Source organism: Streptomyces sp. NPDC029292 (genome assembly GCF_055569295.1).
The window spans coordinates 12169-30028 of record NZ_JBVHXR010000014.1; the positions used below are offsets into that span (position 1 = coordinate 12169).

The following is a 17860-nucleotide window of genomic DNA, read 5'->3' on the forward strand; positions in this document are numbered from 1 at the left end:
CGCGGAGCTCTCACGTACGCCGAAGGGCGGCACCCCGACCGGGGTGCCGCCCTTCGTCATGCCTGAGCGATTACTTGCGCATGACCTCGGGCTCGTGGCGGCGCAGCAGACGCGCGACCACGAAGCCGCAGATCACACCGATCGCGACGAGCACACCCATGTCGATGAACCACTGGCTCAGCTGGTGGTCCCACAGCGGGTCGGATTTGCCGGGCACCCAGGGCAGCAGGACGTTCAGCTGCGCCGTCGTACCGGCCGCGGAGACCGCCCAGCGCGCGGGCATCAGCCATGCCAGCTGCTCGACGCCGACCTTGTCGTACAGCTGGAAGAGGCAGCCGGTGAAGACGACCTGGACGATCGCGAACATCACCAGCAGCGGCATGGTCTTCTCGGCCGTCTTCACGAGCGACGAGATGATCAGGCCGAACATCATCGAGGTGAAGCCGAGCGCCATGATCGGCAGGGTGAGCTCGAGAGCGGGGGCGTTCTTCAGCAGCAGGCCTTCTTCAGGCAGCTTGTCGCCGCGCGAGAACAGGCCGATGGCGCCGATGATCAGACCCTGCAGGGCGGTGATGACGCCGAGCACGATGACCTTGGACATGAGGTACGCCGAGCGGGACAGGCCGGTCGCCCGCTCCCGTTCGTAGATCACTCGTTCCTTGATCAGCTCGCGGACGGAGTTGGCGGCGCCGGCGAAGCAGGCGCCCACCGCGAGGATCAGGAGGATCGTGCTGCCGTCCCGGTTCGAGAACGGCGGCTTGCCGTTCGGCGGGCCGAGAGCGAGGCCGTAGTCCGCGGGGATCAGGACGCTCACTATGCCGAGGACGGCGGGCAGGATCACCATCAGGCCGAGGAAGCCCCGGTCGGAGACGATCACCGACGTATAGCGGCGGATCAGCGTGACCAGCTGCGATCCCCAGCCCTGGGGCTTGGGCGGCCTGATCGCCTGCGCCGGCGGCATCTGCGTCGACTGAGGAGCGACCGCGTCGATGTCCGCGGCGTACATCTGGTAGTGCTGCGAGCCCTTCCAGCGGCCCGCCCAGTCGTAGTCGCGGTAGTTCTCGAAGGCGGAGAAGACGTCGGCCCAGGTCTCGTAGCCGAAGAAGTTCAGCGCCTCCTCCGGCGGACCGAAGTAGGCGACCGAGCCGCCGGGCGCCATCACCAGGAGCTTGTCGCAGATCGCCAGCTCGGCCACGGAGTGCGTGACGACGAGGACCGTACGGCCGTCGTCGGCGAGGCCGCGCAGCAGCTGCATGACATCGCGGTCCATGCCCGGGTCGAGGCCCGAGGTCGGCTCGTCCAGGAAGATCAGCGAAGGCTTGGTGAGCAGCTCCAGGGCCACCGAGACGCGCTTGCGCTGGCCGCCGGAGAGGGAGGTGACCTTCTTCTCCTTGTGGATGTCCAGCTTCAGCTCGCGCAGCACCTCGCCTATGCGGGCCTCGCGCTCCTGCGTCGTGGTGTCCGCGGGGAAACGCAGCTTGGCCGCGTACTTGAGGGCCTTCTTGACGGTCAGTTCCTTGTGCAGGATGTCGTCCTGCGGGACCAGACCGATGCGCTGGCGCAGTTCGGCGAACTGCTTGTACAGGTTCCGGTTGTCGTAGAGGACGTCACCCTGGTTGGCGGGGCGGTAGCCCGTGAGCGCCTTCAGGAGCGTCGACTTGCCGGAGCCCGAGGGGCCGATGACCGCGATGAGCGACTTCTCGGGTACGCCGAAGGAGACGTCCTTGAGGATCTGCTTGCCGCCGTCGACCGTGACCGTCAGGTGGCGGGCCGAGAAGGAGACCTCACCGGTGTCGACGAACTCCTCGAGGCGGTCACCGACGAGGCGGAACGTCGAGTGGCCGACGCCGACGATGTCGTTCGGGCCGAGCAGCGCGGAGCCGCCCTTGGCGATCGGCATACCGTTGACGTACGTGCCGTTGTGCGAGCCGAGGTCGCGGATCTCGAAGCGGCCGTCCGGCGTCGCGTGAAACTCGGCGTGGTGGCGGGAGACCTGGAGGTCGGAGACGACCAGCTCGTTCTCCAGCGCACGACCGATGCGCATCACCCGGCCGAGGGCCAGCTGGTGGAAGGTCGTCGGACTGCGGTCGCCGTAGACCGGCGGCGCCCCCGCGCCTCCACCGGGCCCCTGTTGCGGCGGGATGTGCGCGGCCTGCTGCGGCGGCTGGTAGCGCTGCTGCTCCGGCGTCTGTTGCTGCGGCGGCGCCTGCTGGGCCCAACCGGGGCTACCCGCGCCCTGAGCGGCGTACGGCTGCTGCTGGGGCTGCGCCTGCGGCGAGGCGACGGCGGCCGCGGCGCCGGACAGGCTCAGGCGCGGTCCGTCGGTCGCGTTGCCGAGGTGCACGGCCGAGCCGGGGCCGATCTCCATCTGATGGATCCGCTGCCCCTGCACGAACGTGCCGTTGGTGCTGCCGTGGTCTTCGATGACCCAACTCCGGCCGCCCCAGCTGATCGTGGCGTGACGCCAGGACACCCTGGCGTCGTCGAGCACGATGTCCCCCTGCGGATCACGTCCGAGGGTGTATGGCCTGGACGCATCGAGCGTCCAGGTCCGTCCATTCAATTCCAGTACGAGTTCCGGCACTCCATGCCCCACTGAGTTGTCCCCCGAGTTACCCCCATCACAGGGAGTCTAGGGATGTCGAACATCGTGGGGAACTATTTCAGTAGGAGCTGCCTGACCGAAAGTCGGGCCTTGTGAAGGATGCGTACGGGCGGGTTGCCCGTTTCCGTTGACGGGGTTGAAACCGCCCCGGAGAGTGGTAATCCCACGCGAGGGGGACATCCGCGGTGGATCGCCGCGGCGCGGATCGGGGGGTCTGACGATGAGTATCGAGACCGCGGACCACGGCGGGAGTGCCAGGAGTGTGCCGTGGGGGGACGTACTGCTCTCCGCGATCGCTTCTGTGAGCTGGGCGTTGATCGGGATGGCGGGCACGGCCGCACTGGGCCTGCATCTGCTCGGCGCGGACGCGGCGGGCTCGCTCGGGCCGATGACCGCGGCGGTAGTGGCACTTGGGGCGAACGGTGCGGTCAAGCCGTCCGGCGATGTGTCGGCCTTCGGCCTGAAAGGAGCGGAGGCGCACACGGCCATTCAGATCACGCCACTTGGTGTGGGGCTGGTCGGCGCGCTGCTGATGTCGTGGTTCTTCTTACGCTCCTTGCGCGGGGCGGGAGTTGTGATCGCGCCGTCCGAACTCCTCGCGCGCGCCGGCGCGGTGGTCACTCTCTTCGTGGCGACGCTGGGCGGGCTCGCCTGGGCCGGTCACGACATCATCACGATCGACGGGAGCAAGCTCGGGCTCGACAAGGTCGGGGGCGGCGGCGGGCTCGGTGGCATCACGGACAAACTTCCCGGTGGTTTGGGAGACCTCGGGGGGCTGCTGCCCGACAAGATCGGCAACCTCGTGAACGCGAAGGCCGCCGTGGGCTTCACCGTCGACACCGTGCCCACGCTGCTCGGCGGCGCCGCCTGGGCGGCCGGGATCCTGGTGATCGCCCTGCTGGCCTCCCGGCGTACGCCGCTGCCGCGCGGCTGGGAGGCCGTGCACCGGGTGGTGCGGCCGGCCGCCTCCGCGCTCGTCACGGTCATGCTCGTCGCGGTCGCGGCCGGGCTCTCGGCGGCGGCGTACGCGGCGATCGGCGACGCCCATCCGAAGCGCATCGCGGGCGCGGCCCTGCTCGGCGCGCCCAACGGGGTGTGGCTCGGCATTCCCATCGGCCTCTTCGTGCCCTGGGACGGCCAGGCCACGGGCGAACTCGCCAAACTGCTGCCCCATCCCCTGGACGACCTGCTGAGCGTCAACTCCGACCAGCCCGTCACGCTGGGCCGACTCGCCGAACTGGACGGACGCGTCTGGCTGTTGGGGGTCGCCGCCGCGCTCATGATGCTGTTCGCGGGCGTGCTGACGGCCGCGCGTACGCCATTTGTACGGCACCAGGGTGCCGCCGTCGCCGGAGCGCCGGGTGCCACAGATGTACGGGGGCAGAGTGCCCTCGGCTTCGCGGGGCACTGCGCTCTTCGGCTCGGGGTCGTGACGGCGCTGGCACTGCCGCTGCTCGCGTGGCTGACGGAGGTGTCCGCGGACGCCTCGCTGTCGGTGCTCGGGTTCGACGCGTTCGGGGCCGGGATCGAGTTGCACGGGCATCTGGGCATGGCGCTGGTGCTCGGCGCCGTGTGGGGGGCGGGGGCGGGGGCGGTGGGTGCGCTGCTGGCGTGTGCGAGTGGGGCTGCGGGGCGGCGGGCTGTTGTGTTGGGGGTGGGCATGGCACCGGGTGACGTGGGGGGCGCGGGCGCGTCTGCTGAGTACCCGGTGCCGGCCGAGGAGTCCGGGCCGTACAGCCCTCAGGCCTCGTATCGGGCGCCGAACCCCGAAACCAATCCGTATCTGCGGTTGCCCGACGAGTTGCGGGAGCCAGGGGGTGTGCGGCCGCCCGGTGGCTTGTATGGCGCGCCGACGGTGGCCGGGCCGATTGGGCCGCCGCCCAAGCGGAGGCAGCGGTCGCAGTCGCAGGAGGGGCCGCCTCCGCCGCCTCCGCCGGGCGAGGGGCCGCCTCCGCCGCCGAGGTCTCGGGGGTGAGGCGCGGTTCGCCGTGGGTCGGGGGCGCGCCGGTACATCCGCCCGCATCCGATGTACCGGCACACCCCCTTCCGTGCGTGGGCGGCAATCTTTCAGCCCGTCCGGCGTTTGAGGACGAGGCCGTTCAGGCCGATACGGGGGCTTGGGGCGGAGCCCCCAGGTACGGGAAGGGTAGGGGCGGCGGGGGCGAAAACCGCTTGGGGCTGGGCACGGGTGCCTGGGGGCGGGGTCTGGAGCGGGGCCGTTGCCTGTGGGTCATGGCTGCTCCACTCCGGCGACATTCAGTGTTCCCTGTCCGCCAGGCGGACCTCAGGGGCGGAAGGCACTGGGTGCCGGATACGGTGGGAACACCATGAGCGCTTCGCAGACCTCTGACATCCCGACTCTCCTCGTCAAGATCTTCGGCAAGGACCGGCCGGGGATCACGGCCGGACTCTTCGACACCCTCGCCGCCTACTCCGTCGACGTGGTCGACATCGAGCAGGTCGTCACCCGTGGCCGGATGGTGCTGTGCGCGCTCGTGACCGAGCCGCCCGCCGGGATGGAGGGTGATCTGCGGGCCACCGTCCACAGCTGGGCGGAGTCGATGAAGATGCAGGCGGAGATCATCTCGGGTCACGGCGACAACCGGCCGCGCGGGGTCGGACGTTCGCTCGTCACGGTGCTCGGGCACCCGCTCACCGCGGAGTCGACGGCCGCGATCACCGCGCGGATCACGAAGAGCGGCGGCAACATCGACCGTATCTTCCGGCTCGCCAAGTACCCGGTGACGGCGGTCGAGTTCGCCGTGTCCGGTACGGAGACCGAGACGCTGCGCACCGCGCTGGTCACCGAGGCCGCGGCGCTCGGCGTCGATGTCGCGGTGGTCGCGGCCGGGCTGCACCGGCGGGCCCAGCGGCTGGTCGTCATGGACGTCGACTCGACGCTCATCCAGGACGAGGTGATCGAGCTCTTCGCCGCGCACGCCGGGTGCGAGGAGCAGGTCGCCGAGGTGACGGCGGCCGCGATGCGCGGGGAGCTGGACTTCGAGCAGTCGCTGCACGCGCGCGTGGCGCTCCTGAAGGGGCTGGACGCCTCGGTGGTGAACAAGGTGCGCGAAGAGGTGCGGCTGACGCCTGGGGCGCGCACGCTGATCCGTACGCTGAAGCGGCTGGGCTTCCAAGTCGGTGTCGTCTCGGGTGGGTTCACTCAGGTCACTGATGACCTCAAGGAGAAGCTCGGGCTCGACTTCGCCCAGGCCAATACGCTGGAGATCGTCGACGGGAAGCTGACGGGACGGGTCACCGGGGAGATCGTGGACCGGGCGGGCAAGGCGCGGCTGCTGCGCCGGTTCGCCGCCGAGGCCGGTGTGCCGCTCGCCCAGACCGTGGCGGTCGGCGACGGTGCCAATGACCTCGACATGCTGAATGCGGCCGGCCTCGGGGTCGCGTTCAACGCCAAGCCGGTTGTGCGCGAGGCCGCGCACACCGCGGTGAATTTCCCCTTCCTGGACACGGTCCTGTATCTGCTGGGGGTCACCCGCGAAGAGGTCGAGGCGGCGGACATGCACCTGGACGACCACTGAGCGCACGCTCACGGAAGGGGGCCCGGCACCTGTCTTGGTGCCGGGCCCCCTCCTCGTAGCGGTGGGTTACTCGGTCGGCGCCCAGTAGTCGAGCAGCGTGGCGACTCCGGGCTCCAGGGTTTTCCAGGAGCCTTCGAAGGAGAGCACCGCGAAGGCGGCGGCGGGGAAGTCGCGGCTGTTCATCCGGTCGCGGGTGTCGCCCTCGGCCTTGCCCGCCAGGATCTCGGCGAGGCCGTGCACGCCCGGGTTGTGGCCGATCAGGACCACGTTCTGCGCGTCGTCGGGGGTTTCGTTGAGCACGGCGATCAGCTCGCCGGGCGAGGCTTCGTAGAGCCGCTCCTCATAGACCGTTTTCGGCCGGTGCGGGAGCTCATGGACGGCGAGCTTCCAGGTCTCGCGAGTCCGGGCCGCGGTGGAGCAGAGGGCCAGATCGAAGGGGATGCCGGTGTCGGCCAGCCTGCGTCCGGCGACGGCTGCGTCCTTGCGGCCCCGGTCAGCGAGCGGCCGCTCGTGGTCGGACACCTGTGGCCAGTCGGCTTTCGCATGCCGGAAGAGGACAATCCTGCGGGGTTCTGCGACGCTCATGCGTCCCAGCTTCGCATGAAACACGCCATGGGGCGCAAGGAGTTGGCGCGCTGCTCCGGGAGGGGTTACGGGGCTGTCCGGCACGGCCTGAGGGGGGACTCAGGGAGCCTGGTGCAGCACCGACTGCTGGATGCGCTGGACTACATCGGTGATCGCGGGGTCGCCGCCCGCTGCGTGCGCGTCCACCGGGTTGAGTATCAGGAGCAGCAGGGTGACGAAGGCGAGCGCCGGCAGGGCGAGGGCCCACCAGGGCAGCCGGATGTCGACGCGGCCCGTGGTCGCCGGGTGGGGCCGGGTATGCGTACGGGCCGACATGCCGCCTCCGTGGGGCTTCGAGTGCTCTGTGGTCCGCGTCCTCGCGGCCACATCTCGAAGTTACGGAATCCGGAGCCCTCAACCCATCCGGTGATCCACCCACTTGACCCTGACACTCGCCCCCTAGGGGATGGGGGGTTAGCCCCACCATCGACGTCCCAGGGGGTCGCGAGCGGAGCGGTGGTTACGGCGAGGCGATCGTCGCGATGATGGCGATGATCACGGTGATGGCGAGGAACGTACCGAAGACGAGCAGCATCTTCTTCTGGCCGTTCTGGGGGTTCGGGTCGAGCACTGGCATGCGGTCAGTCTCGCACCCTTCGTCCCCACCCTCACGGGTGGGGTCGGGCCTTTCGTGCGCCGGGATCAGCGGGCCGCCTCGTCCTCCACCGTACGGTTGCGGCCCGCCAGGATGCCCACCGCCATCTGCGGGACCATCAGCCCCGCCATGAGCGCGAGCGGCAGGCCCCAGCCCCCGCTGTGCTGGTAGAGCACACCCACCAGCAGCGGTCCCGGGATCGAGAGCAGATAGCCGGCGCTCTGCGCGAAGGCCGAGAGCTTGGCGACGCCCGCGCCGGTCCTGGCCCGCATGCCGACCATGGTGAGGGCCAGCGGGAAGGCGCAGTTGGAGACGCCGAGCAGCAGGGCCCAGGCCCAGGCGCCGCCGGCCGGGGCGAAGTAGAGGCCCGCGTATCCGGCGAGTCCGCAGGCGCCGAGTACCACCACGATCGGCCCCTGGTGGGGCAGGCGGGTAGCGAGGCGCGGGATGACGAAGGCCAGCGGCACGCCCATCACCATCGTGACGGCCAGGAGCAGTCCCGCGGTGCCGGCGGCGACTCCCGCGTCTCGGAAGATCTGCGCCATCCAGCCCATCGTGATGTACGCGGCGGTGGCCTGAAGTCCGAAGAAGACGGCGAGTGCCCAGGCGGTGCGGCTCCGGGTGATCCGCAGTCCGTCGGCCTCGTGCCGGGCGGCGGCACCGGCCGCGGAGGGCCCTTGGTCACCGTCACCGGACGTGGAAGGCCCCCGGTCACCGTCACCGGACGTGGAATCGGTACGGCGGCCGAGGGCAACGGCAGTGGTGGCGGTACGCCGGCCGGGGGCACCGCTCCCGGATTCGGCACCCCGCGCGCGTACGAGCGCGATCCACGGCAGTACGGCCGCCGCCGCGAGCCCCGCCCACACCGCGAGCCCGGACCGCCAACTGCCGCCGAGGGCGTCGGTCATGGGCACGGTCACCGCGGCCGCGGCCGAGGTGCCGAGCGCGAGGGCCATCGAGTACAGGCCGGTCATGGAGCCGACCCGGTCCGGGAACCAGCGCTTGACGATCACCGGCATCAGGACGTTGCTGACGGCGATGCCCATGAGCGCGAGCGCGCTGGCGGCCAGGAAACCGGCCGTGCCCCCCGCGTACGGCCGGATCGCCAGGCCCGCCGTGATGGCGACCATGCCCGCGCAGACGACCGCGCCGGGCCCGAAGCGGCGGGCGAGGCGCGGTGCCATGACGCCGAAGACGGCGAAGCAGAGCGGCGGGACGGAGGTGAGCAGTCCGGCGACGCCGCCGCTCATGCCGAGCCCGCCGCGCACCTCTTCGAGGAGGGCGCCGAGGCTGGTGATCGCGGGGCGCAGGTTGAGGGCCGTGAGGACGATGCCGGCGACCACCAAACGCGTCATCCACGCGCGCGTGGCGGGCGTTTCGCCCTCGGACTCCGTTCCCGCGGAGCTGCGTATCGGTGTGGACGTCATCGTCCGGGTCTCCTCGCTTGCCATGCCACCCATCATAGAATCATGGGATGATTGGCTGTCCAATCCCCTTGCGTTAACCTCCGGAGCCTCCGGCCCCGCGCGAAGAACCGCACCGGGCCCGTTCGAAGGACCGTCATGCCGCTGAGCCACCCACGCCGTTCGGCACTGTCCGAGCAGGTCATCGCCGAGCTGCGGAACCAGATCACTTCGGGCGAGTGGCCGGTGGGCTCCCGTATCCCCACCGAGCCGGAGCTGGTCGAGCAGCTGGGCGTCGCCCGCAACACGGTCCGCGAGGCCGTCCGCGCGCTCGCGCACAACGGTCTGCTCGACATCCGCCAGGGTTCGGGCACCTATGTCGTGGCGACCAGCGAGCTGGCGGGCGTGATGCACCGGCGCTTCGCGGACGCCGATCCCCGGCACATCGCCGAGCTGCGCTCCACGCTGGAGTCGAGCGCCGCCAAGCTGGCCGCCGAGCGACGCACCGAACGCGATCTCAAGCAACTCGACGCCCTCCTCGTACGCCGCGAGGAGGCCTGGCATTCGGGGGACGCGGAGGCCTTCGTGACCGCCGACGCGACCTTCCATCTGGCCGTGGTGGCGGCGTCCCACAACGACGTCATGACGGCGATGTACGCGGACCTCGGCGAGGTGCTGCGCGACTGGCTGCGCGAGGACGTCGGCGAGGAGCTGACGCCGGAGACGTACATGGACCACGCCCGGCTCGTCGACGCGATCCGCGTGGGCGACGCCGAGGTGGCGGCCACGGAGGCCGCGGGTTATCCGTTCCTGTGCCGTCCGGGGCGGCTCAAGCCCTCCGCCCCCGACAGCTGACGAGGAAAGCGGTCACTTCTGGTGACTGACCCAGGCCGACCGGATCTCCTCCCAGCACCGACCGGTCAGTCGCACCGTCATCGCGGGTCCCGCCTCGACCGGGGCGCTGTCGCTGTCGATGTCCCACCAACGGTCGCACTCGATGTGCAGGCTTACGCGATCGGCGGCCACATAGGGGTTGTGGCAGTACGCGACGGCGTGGGAGCCGGTGACCGTGGTGCGGCACTCGGCACCGAACGGCTGTGACACAGCGGGTTTTCCGTGCCCCACGCGCGCGTGGGGCACCGCGTCGTACGGCAGAGCCATCATGAGGGCAAAAGCGGCGAACACCGGGGCAAAACGGCGTGACAGGAGCACAAGGGGGACCTCCTCGGCCGTACGGCTGCGGGGCGGTGCGTACTCCCAGCGTGCGCGGTACGCCGCCCGGGCCGCCCGGCCGGGTGGGCCAAACGGGCGACGCCCCGCTCCCCGCGCGCTGCGGGAAACGGGGCGTCAGAAACGTAGAGCCGCGAAGGGTCAGGCACCGATCGCGTGCAGACCGCCGTCCACGTGGATGATCTCGCCGGTGGTCTTCGGGAACCAGTCGCTCAGCAGGGCGACGACACCACGCCCGGCCGGCTCCGGGTCCTTGAGGTCCCACTCCAGGGGCGCGCGGGTGTCCCACACGGCGGCGAGCTCGCTGAAGCCCGGGATGGACTTGGCGGCCATCGAGCCGATCGGGCCCGCCGAGATGAGGTTGGAGCGCACGTTCTGCTTGCCCAGGTCGCGGGCGAGGTAGCGGTTGACGGCCTCCAGGGCGGCCTTGGCCGGGCCCATCCAGTCGTACTGCGGCCAGGCGTACTGCGCGTCGAAGGTGAGGCCGACGACCGAGCCGCCGTTCTGCATCAGCGGCAGGCAGGCCATGGTCAGCGACTTCAGGGAGAACGCCGAGACGTGCATGGCGGTGGCCACGGACTCGAACGGCGTGTTCAGGAAGTTGCCGCCGAGGGCGTCCTGCGGCGCGAAGCCGATGGAGTGCACGACGCCGTCCAGGCCGCCCAGCTCCTCGCCGACCACGTCGGCGAGGCGGGCGAGGTGCTCGTCGTTGGTGACGTCGAGCTCGATGACCTTGGTGGGCTTCGGGAGCTTCCTGGCGATGCGCTCGGTCAGCGTGGGCCGCGGGAACGCGGTCAGGATGATCTCGGCACCCTGCTCCTGGGCCAGCTTGGCGGTGTGGAAGGCGATGGAGGACTCCATCAGCACACCGGTGATCAGGACGCGCTTGCCCTCGAGAATTCCGCTCATGGTGATCAGTGACCCATTCCCAGTCCGCCGTCAACCGGAATGACGGCTCCAGTGATGTACGAGGCGTCGTCCGAGGCGAGGAACCGCACCGTCGCGGCGATCTCCTCGGGCTGCGCGTAGCGGCCCAGCGGCACCTGCTTCACGATGCCCTCGCGCTGCTCGTCGGTGAGCGCCTTGGTCATGTCGGTGTCGACGAAACCGGGCGCGACGACGTTGAAGGTGATGTTGCGCGAGCCGAGCTCGCGGGCCAGCGAGCGCGCGAAGCCGACCAGCGCCGCCTTGGAGGCGGCGTAGTTCGCCTGCCCCGCCGAGCCGAGCAGCCCGACGACCGACGAAATCAGGACGACGCGCCCCTTCTTGGCCCGCAGCATGCCGCGGTTGGCGCGCTTGACGACGCGGAAGGTGCCGGTGAGGTTGGTGTCGATGACCGAGGTGAAGTCCTCCTCGGACATCCGCATCAGGAGCTGGTCCTTGGTGACGCCGGCGTTGGCGACCAGAACCTCGACCGGGCCGTGCTCGGCCTCGATCTCCTTGTAGGCCTGCTCCACCTGCTCGGCGTCGGTGATGTCGCACTTGACGGCGAGGCAGCCCAATTCAGTGAGGGCGGCCGGCGGCTCACCCGAACGGTATGTGATCGCGACCTTGTCGCCGGCGTCGGCGAACGCGCGGGCGATGGCGAGGCCGATGCCCCGGTTGCCTCCGGTGACGAGAACCGAGCGGCTCAACGGATCACCCTTTCGATAGCGGACTGAAACCCCTGCAAGACAGGCGCCTTCCTCGAAAACCTATCGGTCTCGTCCGCCTTGCGGAGAATCGGGCACCGACAGTGGCGCACGCCGCCGTCTGTCGGGTCTCTACAGTCGGCGCGGGCCTGGAGGCGCCCCGGTCAGTCCGCCATACCGGGTGCATACGCGGGCAGAGCCGCCGCCCTCGCCGCCTCCAACATCTGCTTGTCATAAGTGACAAGGCATTGCAGGGAGTCACCGAGCGTCAGGGCACTGGCCACGTGCAGGGCATCCAGAGTGCGCAGCCGGCCGGGGATACCTGCCGCCTGGTCCCGGACGTCCTCCGTCACGAGGATCTCCGTGATGTCCCGCTGGAGGTCGCTCATCGCGGTGGGGAAGTCCCCCATGAGGTCGAGAGTCCGCACCGTCTCCACGAAACCGATCGTGCTGGTGGCAAGGGGGGCCGCTGGGCGCTCATCGAGGAAGGCGTCCAGTTGCGGGTAGTAGTTTCGCCTGGTCAGCCAGGTGATGAGTGCAGAGGAGTCCAGATAGATCAACGGTCGTCCTCCTCTCGCTCGGCGAGCAGCAGGTCGAGCGGCGATACGTCGGCGGGGACCTCGTAGTGCGGCAGCCGCGATCTGTCGCCACTCGTCGCGGCCTTGAGCCGGATCTTTCCCTGGGCAACCAGATCCGCGTACCTGGCTACCGGCCCGGAACCGGGCAGCAGTATGGCGATCACGTTGCCATGCCGGGTGACCTGGACCGCTTCGCCCTGCTCGACGCGGGCGAAGACGGCGCTGGGGTTGTACGAGAACTCGCGGACGGAGATGGTGCTCATGGGGTCTCCCTTCGGCAGGGCCCACGATGTGTACCTACATTTCTTCGATGGTACCCACATCTCTCGCCGCCGGTCTGAGTACGGCACCTATGTCCGGCTCAGGACGGCCTGGGCGAGATCTTCGATGCTCTGTTCCAATTGCCGCTGCGGCTTGCTCAGGTCCAGCACATGGCGATGCAGCCTGACCTCGCCGTCGGCCACTGGCACGTGTACGACATCGGCGCGGCCGGACGCGTACACCAGGTGACCGTCCGTGAGACCGAGGCGTACGCAGTACGCGAGCATTTGGTAGAGGTCGTCGCGATGGAAGCCGCGCTTGTACTTGGCGTCGACGACCGCAGCGGCCCGGCGTCCGCCGGAGGGCGCGGGAAGGTAGTGGACCAGGTCGGGTCTGAGGACATGCTTGCGGGTCGTCGCGAGGTAGTGGTCGCGGTCCCGCGTCTTGTATCTGCCGCCTGCCTTGCGGGTCAGCGCCTCCCCCAGCGCGCGGGTGAGGAACGCCTCGTACACCCGCCACATCTGGAACATCACGCCATCCACAGTGACGGCTCGCCCGTCCTCGAGTTCGTAGGATGCCCCGCCGATGATGAGTTCGGCGAGAGCGAGGGGCCGGTGGTAGCGGGCGTTCAGCCGGTCTCGACGCCAGTGTGGGAGTGGGGCACCGGGTATCGGTGGTGTCACCCCGTCCAGGCGTGCGGCCAGTGCGTGGAGTGCCGTGCGCTGTGCCCCGTCGACGCCCGGGACGCGCAGCAGCCGCCGTGCGGCGCCGAGCAGCAGCTGGTTCTCCGCTATGTCGACGGTGTGCTCGTCGTAGGCGACTTCCAGCGGCAGTACGAGTCCGGGGCGGCGGCTCATCTGTGCCGCCGCCCGGAGCCTGCCGCGCAGGACGGGCTGGGAGGCCTCCGTCTCCCGGTAGCCGAGGAGCACTCCTTGCCGCAGCGCCCTCTGTGCGGCTCGCGTGTAGGCGCGGGCGACAACCGGCAGGAGATCGGTTCGGGTCGCGGCGTCGACCGGGCCGCCGTCGCGCAGCCGCTCTTCGTCGGCGTAACCGAGGAGGTAGAGGAGCCGGTCCACGGGCACCTTGGGAGCGACAGAGAGCCGGACCTGCGCCAGGCCGTGGCCGAGCCGGGCGGCACCGACCCACTCGCGGGCCTCAAGGTGGCACCAGCCGGCTCGGCGGGAGGGCCGCACCTGGACGTATTCACAGTCGTCGAGGGTGACGATCTGTTCCGGGGTGAGTTGCCATGCGCTCCATCCGCCGGCTTCCTTCAACGGAACGGGCGGCGCCTCCCTCACGGGGCGCCACCGCCGCCGTCGGCCGTCTCGGCATCCTCCGCGCCTTCCTCGGCGATCCCGAGGTCGCGCAGCAGCACGTCGAGCGCGTACTCGGCCGCGACGTCGGTGTCGTCCCCCCAGTGGAACTCGGTGAGTAGCGGGATGATCTGGGTCCGCCACAGCCGGTCGAGCGCGGCGTGCCCGCCGTGGGCCAGCGGCTGCATGAAGTACGACGGGCCGATACGGAATCCCTGGTCGCCCGAGGGGCTTTCGCCGATGCGCCTGTTGAGTTCGGCGAGGAGCTTCGCCGCGTCCTGGGACCGGCCCTGGTCGTCGAGCCAGCGCTCCAGCATGCCCTCCAGCGGCTCGACTTCAGGGTGCAGTTCCATGAAGGAGAAGCGCCGCCGCATCGCCGAGTCCATGAGCGAGACGCTGCGGTCGGTGGTGTTCATGGTGCCGAGGATGAACAGGTTGGGCGGCAGCCTGAAGCCGTTGCCGTCGTCCGAGCCGTACTGGAGGTGGATGTACTGCTTGCGGTATTCGAGCAGGAAGTACAGCTCGCCGAAGACCTTGGCGAGATTGCCGCGCGTCATCTCGTCGATGACCAGGACGAAGATCTCGGCGGGCCTGAGTTCGGCCGCGTCGGCAAGTCTGCGCAGCGGGCCTTTCGCCAGGTGGAAGACCACGCCCGAGCCGCCGTCCGGGCCGGTGTCGGCGCCCTGCTTGGCGAGTTTGGGCCGGATGCCCTCGAAGAAGTCCTCGTAGGAGTAGGCCGGGTGGAACTGCACGAGCCGTACGTTGCCGGGGTTTCCGCCCGTCAGGTGGCGGGCGAGCGCGAGGGCGGTGAAGGTCTTGCCGGTGCCGGGCGGGCCGTGGAAGACCAACTGGGGCTTCGCACGCAGCAGTTCCACGCACTCCTGGAGCCAGACCGCCTTGTCCTGGGTGAGTTCGGTGACCAGGGCCTCGGTGACGTCGGGCAGGTGGGGCTCGATGTCGGCGGGCGGCGCCTCCTGCACGGGGTCCGGCCCGATGAGCGCTTCGAGGCGGGGCGCGAACTCGCTGATGTCGACGATCCGGGCGTCGGCGTCCCCGAGCCGGCCGAGCAGTGCGTCGCCGAGGTCCTTGGCGATGTCGAGCGGCTCGTCGAGGTTGCGCCAGTCGACCTTGCGCCTGTATGCGCCCGTGGTGCCCGGCACATACACGGCCGGCCCGCCCACCACGCCGAGGTATCCCTTGGCGCCGTCGGTGCACACCACGATGTCGCCGTCCTGTATCCGGGCGACGAAGGTGTGCACCTCTTTGGCCAATTCCTCCCTGCGGCCGACCGACGAGGACTCGTACGCGTCGTCGACGGCCTTGCGCACCCGCTGCGGGCCCGCTCCCGAGGGCAGTGGTGACATGCGCCCCGCGTCGAGGGTGACCACGGACTCGTCGCGCCAGAGGGTGCGGATGAGGCTCGCGCCGCCCTCGTCGGTGCCGCGCAGCACCCAGACCCTGCGGGGCCGCTCCGGCAGGACGAGGGCCGGGTCGTCGGCCGTTTCACCCAGCACGAGGTTGGTGATCTCCTCGCGGGTCAGCCTCCTTCCGGGAAGGGCACGTACGACGTCCTGGCTTGAGTACTGCTCGTCGAGGAGATCGTCCTCGCTGAGCAGGTTCCGCCAAGTTTCGATCTCGTTCGTCAGCAGCGTGATGCCCATGCCGACGGTCGTGCCTTCGGCGTCGAGCGCGAGGTGCCAGCCGTCGGGGCGGGTGCCCTGGAAGACCGAGGCGAGCGTGTACGCGTCGACCTCGTACTCGGCGGCGAGGTCCTCGATGTCCAGCCAGCGGCGGTCGGGGAGGAGCTGGAGCAGTGCTGCGGCCGCGTCGAACGCGTCGCGGTTCCTGCGCCAGTCCATGTAGCGATCGCCCGCCTCGCTGAGGAAGTCGACCGGCTCGGGATACTGGGCGAGGGCCTCGACGCCGAGCCCGGTCAGCCGCCACACCGGACGCTTGCGGCACAGCCAACCGGCCTTGACCAGGCTGGTGGCGGTGTAGCTGAGGTTGGTGTCGACGCCCTTTGTGACGCCCGGCGCGACAGCCGTGAAGTCGGCTTCCAGGTCGGGGTCGGCCGTCTGGACGAGCGGCCACAGTCGCCGGAACGGTAGGCCGTCCTGGGTGTGGTCGACAAGGATCGTCGCCGCCTGGTGGACCGCCCTGGCGCTGACCTCGAAAGGCGTGGTCATGGGTTCCCCCCGTCCGGAGTTGACCTTCAACTCCACCCACCGGAGAGACTAACTCCGAGCACTGACAATCGCCCGTGCGCCGCCTGTCACGCCTGCCGGTAACTGCTTGCCCGTGCGGTCAGTTGACCCCGTCGAGGTCCCGCGACAGCAGGCAGCGAACTTGCTTCCCGACGGGCGTGGTCACCACCTCCCAGCCAGGCGCGAGCAGGTCCATGAGGGGCAGTCCCCGCCCCGACTCCGCCTGAGCGTCGTCGAGTCGGGCCCCGGGCGTTCGGTGCGGATGACGGTGGCGGTCCGGGTCGTGCAGGCGCACCCAGACACCGGCCTGCGCCGCCTCCACCTCGGCGACGAGCGGCACGTAGTCGCCGCAGGCGCGCACCGCGTTCCCGTACAGCTCGGAGAGGACCAGTTGCGCGGCGTCGATCAGGTCGGGTCCGACACCGGTGCCGAGCAGGGCGTGGGCGGTCAGGCCACGGGCGGCGCGGAGGTTTCTCGGGGAGGCTGACATGTGGAGGGTGAAGCCGGTGGGGGTGGGGGTGAGGTAGTGGCCCAGGGCGGCGGTGGGGGTGAGGGGTTGTAGGAGGGGGTGGGGGGTGAGAGGCATGTGGGTTCCTTGCAGTTCGCTCGCCAACACGGCGTGATTGCGGCCAAGTTGAGAGTGGACTCAGTCCTCGATAAATCGCAACCTTTCTACCCGATTGAGTGACGATTTCACCGACCGGTGCCGTAGACGGCAAGGTAGGTGCAGGCTTCCCATATGCCCAACTCCCCCATGGTTCCGACAGTCCGACGGCGTCGCCTCGGAGCAACCCTGCGCAGGTTCCGCAACGAAGCGGGCCTCAGCCTCGACCAGGCCGCTGAGGCGATGCGGTGGAACGGCCCGAAGATGTCGAAGATCGAGAACGCGTTTCAGGGCATCAAACCCGGCGACCTGACCGAACTGCTCAAGGTGTACGGGGTGACAGACCCGGACGTCTGCTCCGTGCTGGAGGCACTGCGTCGTGACACCGCGAAGAAGGGCTGGTGGCAGGCCTATTCAGGGATCGTGCAGCCTGCGTACGCCGACTACATCTCCCTGGAGTCGGACGCCGAGCAGGTCTGCGTCTGGACCCCGCTGCTGGTCCCGGGGCTGCTCCAGACCGCCGCCTACGCCCGCGAGACGATCACCGGTATCACGACGACCCGTACGCCAGAGGAGGTCGCCGCGCTCGCGGAGGTCCGCATGGCGCGGCAGTCCGTACTAACCCGGCCAGGGGCTCCGTTGGAGCTGTGGGCCATCGTCCACGAGGCCGCGTTGCACCAGCGGTTCGCAGCGCGCCCGGCCACCATGCGCGAGCAGTTGCGCAAACTGCTGGACGCCTCCGAACTGCCGAATGTGACCGTCCAGGTCATGCCCCTGGACTCCACCGCCCATCCAGGGCTGGAAGGGGGGTTCAGCCTCACCAAGTTCAGGCCCCCGCTGCCGGACGTCGTGCTCTTGGAGAACGCCGGGAGCGCGACATACGTTGAGGGTGAAGAAGCGGCGCCCTTCGAGAGGGCGTACGAGCGTATCCGGGCTACGGCGCTCTCCGTGGAGGACTCGCTCGTCCGCATCGCCGAACTGGAAGAAGGCCTGAGACAGTGACCGACCGCAAGACCGACCTGTACGCCTTGGACCTCGCTGACGCTGCTTGGCGCAAGGCGTCCGCGAGCGGCGCTGAGAACGACTGCGTCGAAATAGCCGAACTGCCCGGCGGCGGACGTGCCGTACGGGACTCGAAGAACCCGGAGCGGGAGCCCCTGCGGTTCACCGCCTCGGAATGGGCGGCGTTCCGGGCGGGTGTGTTCGCCGGCGAGCTCTGATCGGTGGGGCAGTAGGCAGATGGCCGCCGCCCGGAGGGTTCGGGTGACGGCCA

18 protein-coding genes are annotated in these 17860 nt (G+C 69.8%); 5 read left to right on the plus strand and 13 right to left on the minus strand.

Annotation, left to right across the window (positions count from 1 at the left end; translation table 11 throughout):
* Nucleotides 1-70: 70 nt before the first annotated feature.
* Complete coding sequence (locus tag ACZ4WS_RS27960) at nt 71-2584, minus strand: ABC transporter ATP-binding protein/permease (protein ID WP_467984563.1); 2514 nt, start codon at nt 2582-2584, stop codon at nt 71-73.
* Between the two features lie 241 nt (nt 2585-2825).
* Here ACZ4WS_RS27960 and ACZ4WS_RS27965 point away from each other — a divergent pair, with 241 nt between their 5' ends.
* Entirely contained in the window at nt 2826-4580 is a 1755-nt protein-coding gene (locus tag ACZ4WS_RS27965; protein ID WP_467984565.1) for a streptophobe family protein, read from the plus strand.
* A 352-nt stretch (nt 4581-4932) separates the two neighbouring features.
* Nucleotides 4933-6144: a phosphoserine phosphatase SerB gene (serB, locus tag ACZ4WS_RS27970; RefSeq protein WP_467984566.1), complete on the plus strand. Its 1212-nt coding sequence runs from the start codon at nt 4933-4935 to the stop codon at nt 6142-6144.
* A 66-nt stretch (nt 6145-6210) separates the two neighbouring features.
* On the opposite strand, the gene ACZ4WS_RS27975 is transcribed toward serB, so the two are convergent.
* The 4 genes from ACZ4WS_RS27975 to ACZ4WS_RS27990 form a co-directional block, all read right to left on the minus strand.
* Complete coding sequence (locus ACZ4WS_RS27975; RefSeq protein WP_467984568.1) at nt 6211-6729, minus strand: SixA phosphatase family protein; 519 nt, start codon at nt 6727-6729, stop codon at nt 6211-6213.
* 99 nt (nt 6730-6828) lie between these two features.
* Nucleotides 6829-7044 (minus strand): hypothetical protein, encoded by a 216-nt coding sequence (locus ACZ4WS_RS27980; protein WP_467984570.1) that lies wholly within the window; start codon nt 7042-7044, stop codon nt 6829-6831.
* 184 nt (nt 7045-7228) lie between these two features.
* Nucleotides 7229-7345 carry an SGM_5486 family transporter-associated protein gene (locus tag ACZ4WS_RS27985; protein WP_467984572.1) on the minus strand — a complete coding sequence of 39 codons (117 nt, stop codon included), beginning with the start codon at nt 7343-7345 and terminating at the stop codon, nt 7229-7231.
* 65 nt (nt 7346-7410) lie between these two features.
* A complete protein-coding gene (locus ACZ4WS_RS27990) occupies nt 7411-8826 on the minus strand; it encodes a CynX/NimT family MFS transporter (protein WP_467984573.1) in 1416 nt (471 codons plus the stop codon).
* Between the two features lie 99 nt (nt 8827-8925).
* Here ACZ4WS_RS27990 and ACZ4WS_RS27995 point away from each other — a divergent pair, with 99 nt between their 5' ends.
* Complete coding sequence (locus tag ACZ4WS_RS27995) at nt 8926-9621, plus strand: FadR/GntR family transcriptional regulator (protein WP_467984575.1); 696 nt, start codon at nt 8926-8928, stop codon at nt 9619-9621.
* Nucleotides 9622-9633: 12 nt separating this feature from the next.
* Here ACZ4WS_RS27995 and ACZ4WS_RS28000 read toward each other — a convergent pair whose 3' ends face one another.
* The 8 genes from ACZ4WS_RS28000 to ACZ4WS_RS28035 all read right to left on the minus strand — a co-directional run bounded on the left by ACZ4WS_RS28000 (nt 9634) and on the right by ACZ4WS_RS28035 (nt 16569).
* Entirely contained in the window at nt 9634-9978 is a 345-nt protein-coding gene (locus ACZ4WS_RS28000; RefSeq protein WP_467984576.1) for a hypothetical protein, read from the minus strand.
* A 159-nt stretch (nt 9979-10137) separates the two neighbouring features.
* The gene (fabI, locus tag ACZ4WS_RS28005; RefSeq protein ID WP_467984577.1) at nt 10138-10905 is read right to left on the minus strand and encodes an enoyl-ACP reductase FabI; all 768 of its coding nucleotides are present in this window, start codon (nt 10903-10905) and stop codon (nt 10138-10140) included.
* 5 nt (nt 10906-10910) lie between these two features.
* Entirely contained in the window at nt 10911-11630 is a 720-nt protein-coding gene (fabG, locus tag ACZ4WS_RS28010; RefSeq protein WP_467984578.1) for a 3-oxoacyl-[acyl-carrier-protein] reductase, read from the minus strand.
* 161 nt (nt 11631-11791) lie between these two features.
* Nucleotides 11792-12187 (minus strand): type II toxin-antitoxin system VapC family toxin, encoded by a 396-nt coding sequence (locus ACZ4WS_RS28015; protein ID WP_467984579.1) that lies wholly within the window; start codon nt 12185-12187, stop codon nt 11792-11794.
* On the minus strand, nt 12184-12468 hold the full coding sequence (locus ACZ4WS_RS28020; RefSeq protein ID WP_467984580.1) for a type II toxin-antitoxin system Phd/YefM family antitoxin: 285 nt from the start codon (nt 12466-12468) through the stop codon (nt 12184-12186). The genes ACZ4WS_RS28015 and ACZ4WS_RS28020 overlap by 4 nt, the downstream gene beginning before the upstream one ends.
* A gap of 87 nt (nt 12469-12555) precedes the next feature.
* A complete protein-coding gene (locus ACZ4WS_RS28025; RefSeq protein ID WP_467984581.1) occupies nt 12556-13764 on the minus strand; it encodes an McrC family protein in 1209 nt (402 codons plus the stop codon).
* Nucleotides 13761-15965 carry an AAA family ATPase gene (locus ACZ4WS_RS28030; RefSeq protein WP_467984582.1) on the minus strand — a complete coding sequence of 735 codons (2205 nt, stop codon included), beginning with the start codon at nt 15963-15965 and terminating at the stop codon, nt 13761-13763. The genes ACZ4WS_RS28025 and ACZ4WS_RS28030 overlap by 4 nt, the downstream gene beginning before the upstream one ends.
* A 118-nt stretch (nt 15966-16083) precedes the next feature.
* Nucleotides 16084-16569 (minus strand): ATP-binding protein, encoded by a 486-nt coding sequence (locus ACZ4WS_RS28035; RefSeq protein WP_467984583.1) that lies wholly within the window; start codon nt 16567-16569, stop codon nt 16084-16086.
* Nucleotides 16570-16722: 153 nt separating this feature from the next.
* Here ACZ4WS_RS28035 and ACZ4WS_RS28040 point away from each other — a divergent pair, with 153 nt between their 5' ends.
* Both ACZ4WS_RS28040 and ACZ4WS_RS28045 read left to right on the plus strand, forming a co-directional pair.
* Nucleotides 16723-17589 carry a helix-turn-helix domain-containing protein gene (locus ACZ4WS_RS28040; protein ID WP_467984584.1) on the plus strand — a complete coding sequence of 289 codons (867 nt, stop codon included), beginning with the start codon at nt 16723-16725 and terminating at the stop codon, nt 17587-17589.
* Nucleotides 17586-17807 (plus strand): DUF397 domain-containing protein, encoded by a 222-nt coding sequence (locus ACZ4WS_RS28045; protein ID WP_467984585.1) that lies wholly within the window; start codon nt 17586-17588, stop codon nt 17805-17807. Before ACZ4WS_RS28040 ends, ACZ4WS_RS28045 begins: the two co-directional genes overlap by 4 nt.
* Nucleotides 17808-17860 lie beyond the last annotated feature (53 nt).

Coding starts and splice junctions, on each gene's coding strand:
- ACZ4WS_RS27985 (WP_467984572.1), bottom strand. CDS start 7,345: ATGCCAGTGCTCGACCCGAACCCCCAGAACGGCCAGAAGAAGATGCTG.
- ACZ4WS_RS27995 (WP_467984575.1), top strand. CDS start 8,926: ATGCCGCTGAGCCACCCACGCCGTTCGGCACTGTCCGAGCAGGTCATC.
- ACZ4WS_RS28035 (WP_467984583.1), bottom strand. CDS start 16,569: ATGCCTCTCACCCCCCACCCCCTCCTACAACCCCTCACCCCCACCGCC.
- serB (WP_467984566.1), top strand. CDS start 4,933: ATGAGCGCTTCGCAGACCTCTGACATCCCGACTCTCCTCGTCAAGATC.
- ACZ4WS_RS28040 (WP_467984584.1), top strand. CDS start 16,723: ATGCCCAACTCCCCCATGGTTCCGACAGTCCGACGGCGTCGCCTCGGA.
- ACZ4WS_RS27980 (WP_467984570.1), bottom strand. CDS start 7,044: ATGTCGGCCCGTACGCATACCCGGCCCCACCCGGCGACCACGGGCCGC.
- ACZ4WS_RS27975 (WP_467984568.1), bottom strand. CDS start 6,729: ATGAGCGTCGCAGAACCCCGCAGGATTGTCCTCTTCCGGCATGCGAAA.
- ACZ4WS_RS27990 (WP_467984573.1), bottom strand. CDS start 8,826: ATGATGGGTGGCATGGCAAGCGAGGAGACCCGGACGATGACGTCCACA.
- ACZ4WS_RS28030 (WP_467984582.1), bottom strand. CDS start 15,965: ATGACCACGCCTTTCGAGGTCAGCGCCAGGGCGGTCCACCAGGCGGCG.
- fabI (WP_467984577.1), bottom strand. CDS start 10,905: ATGAGCGGAATTCTCGAGGGCAAGCGCGTCCTGATCACCGGTGTGCTG.
- ACZ4WS_RS28020 (WP_467984580.1), bottom strand. CDS start 12,468: ATGAGCACCATCTCCGTCCGCGAGTTCTCGTACAACCCCAGCGCCGTC.
- ACZ4WS_RS27965 (WP_467984565.1), top strand. CDS start 2,826: ATGAGTATCGAGACCGCGGACCACGGCGGGAGTGCCAGGAGTGTGCCG.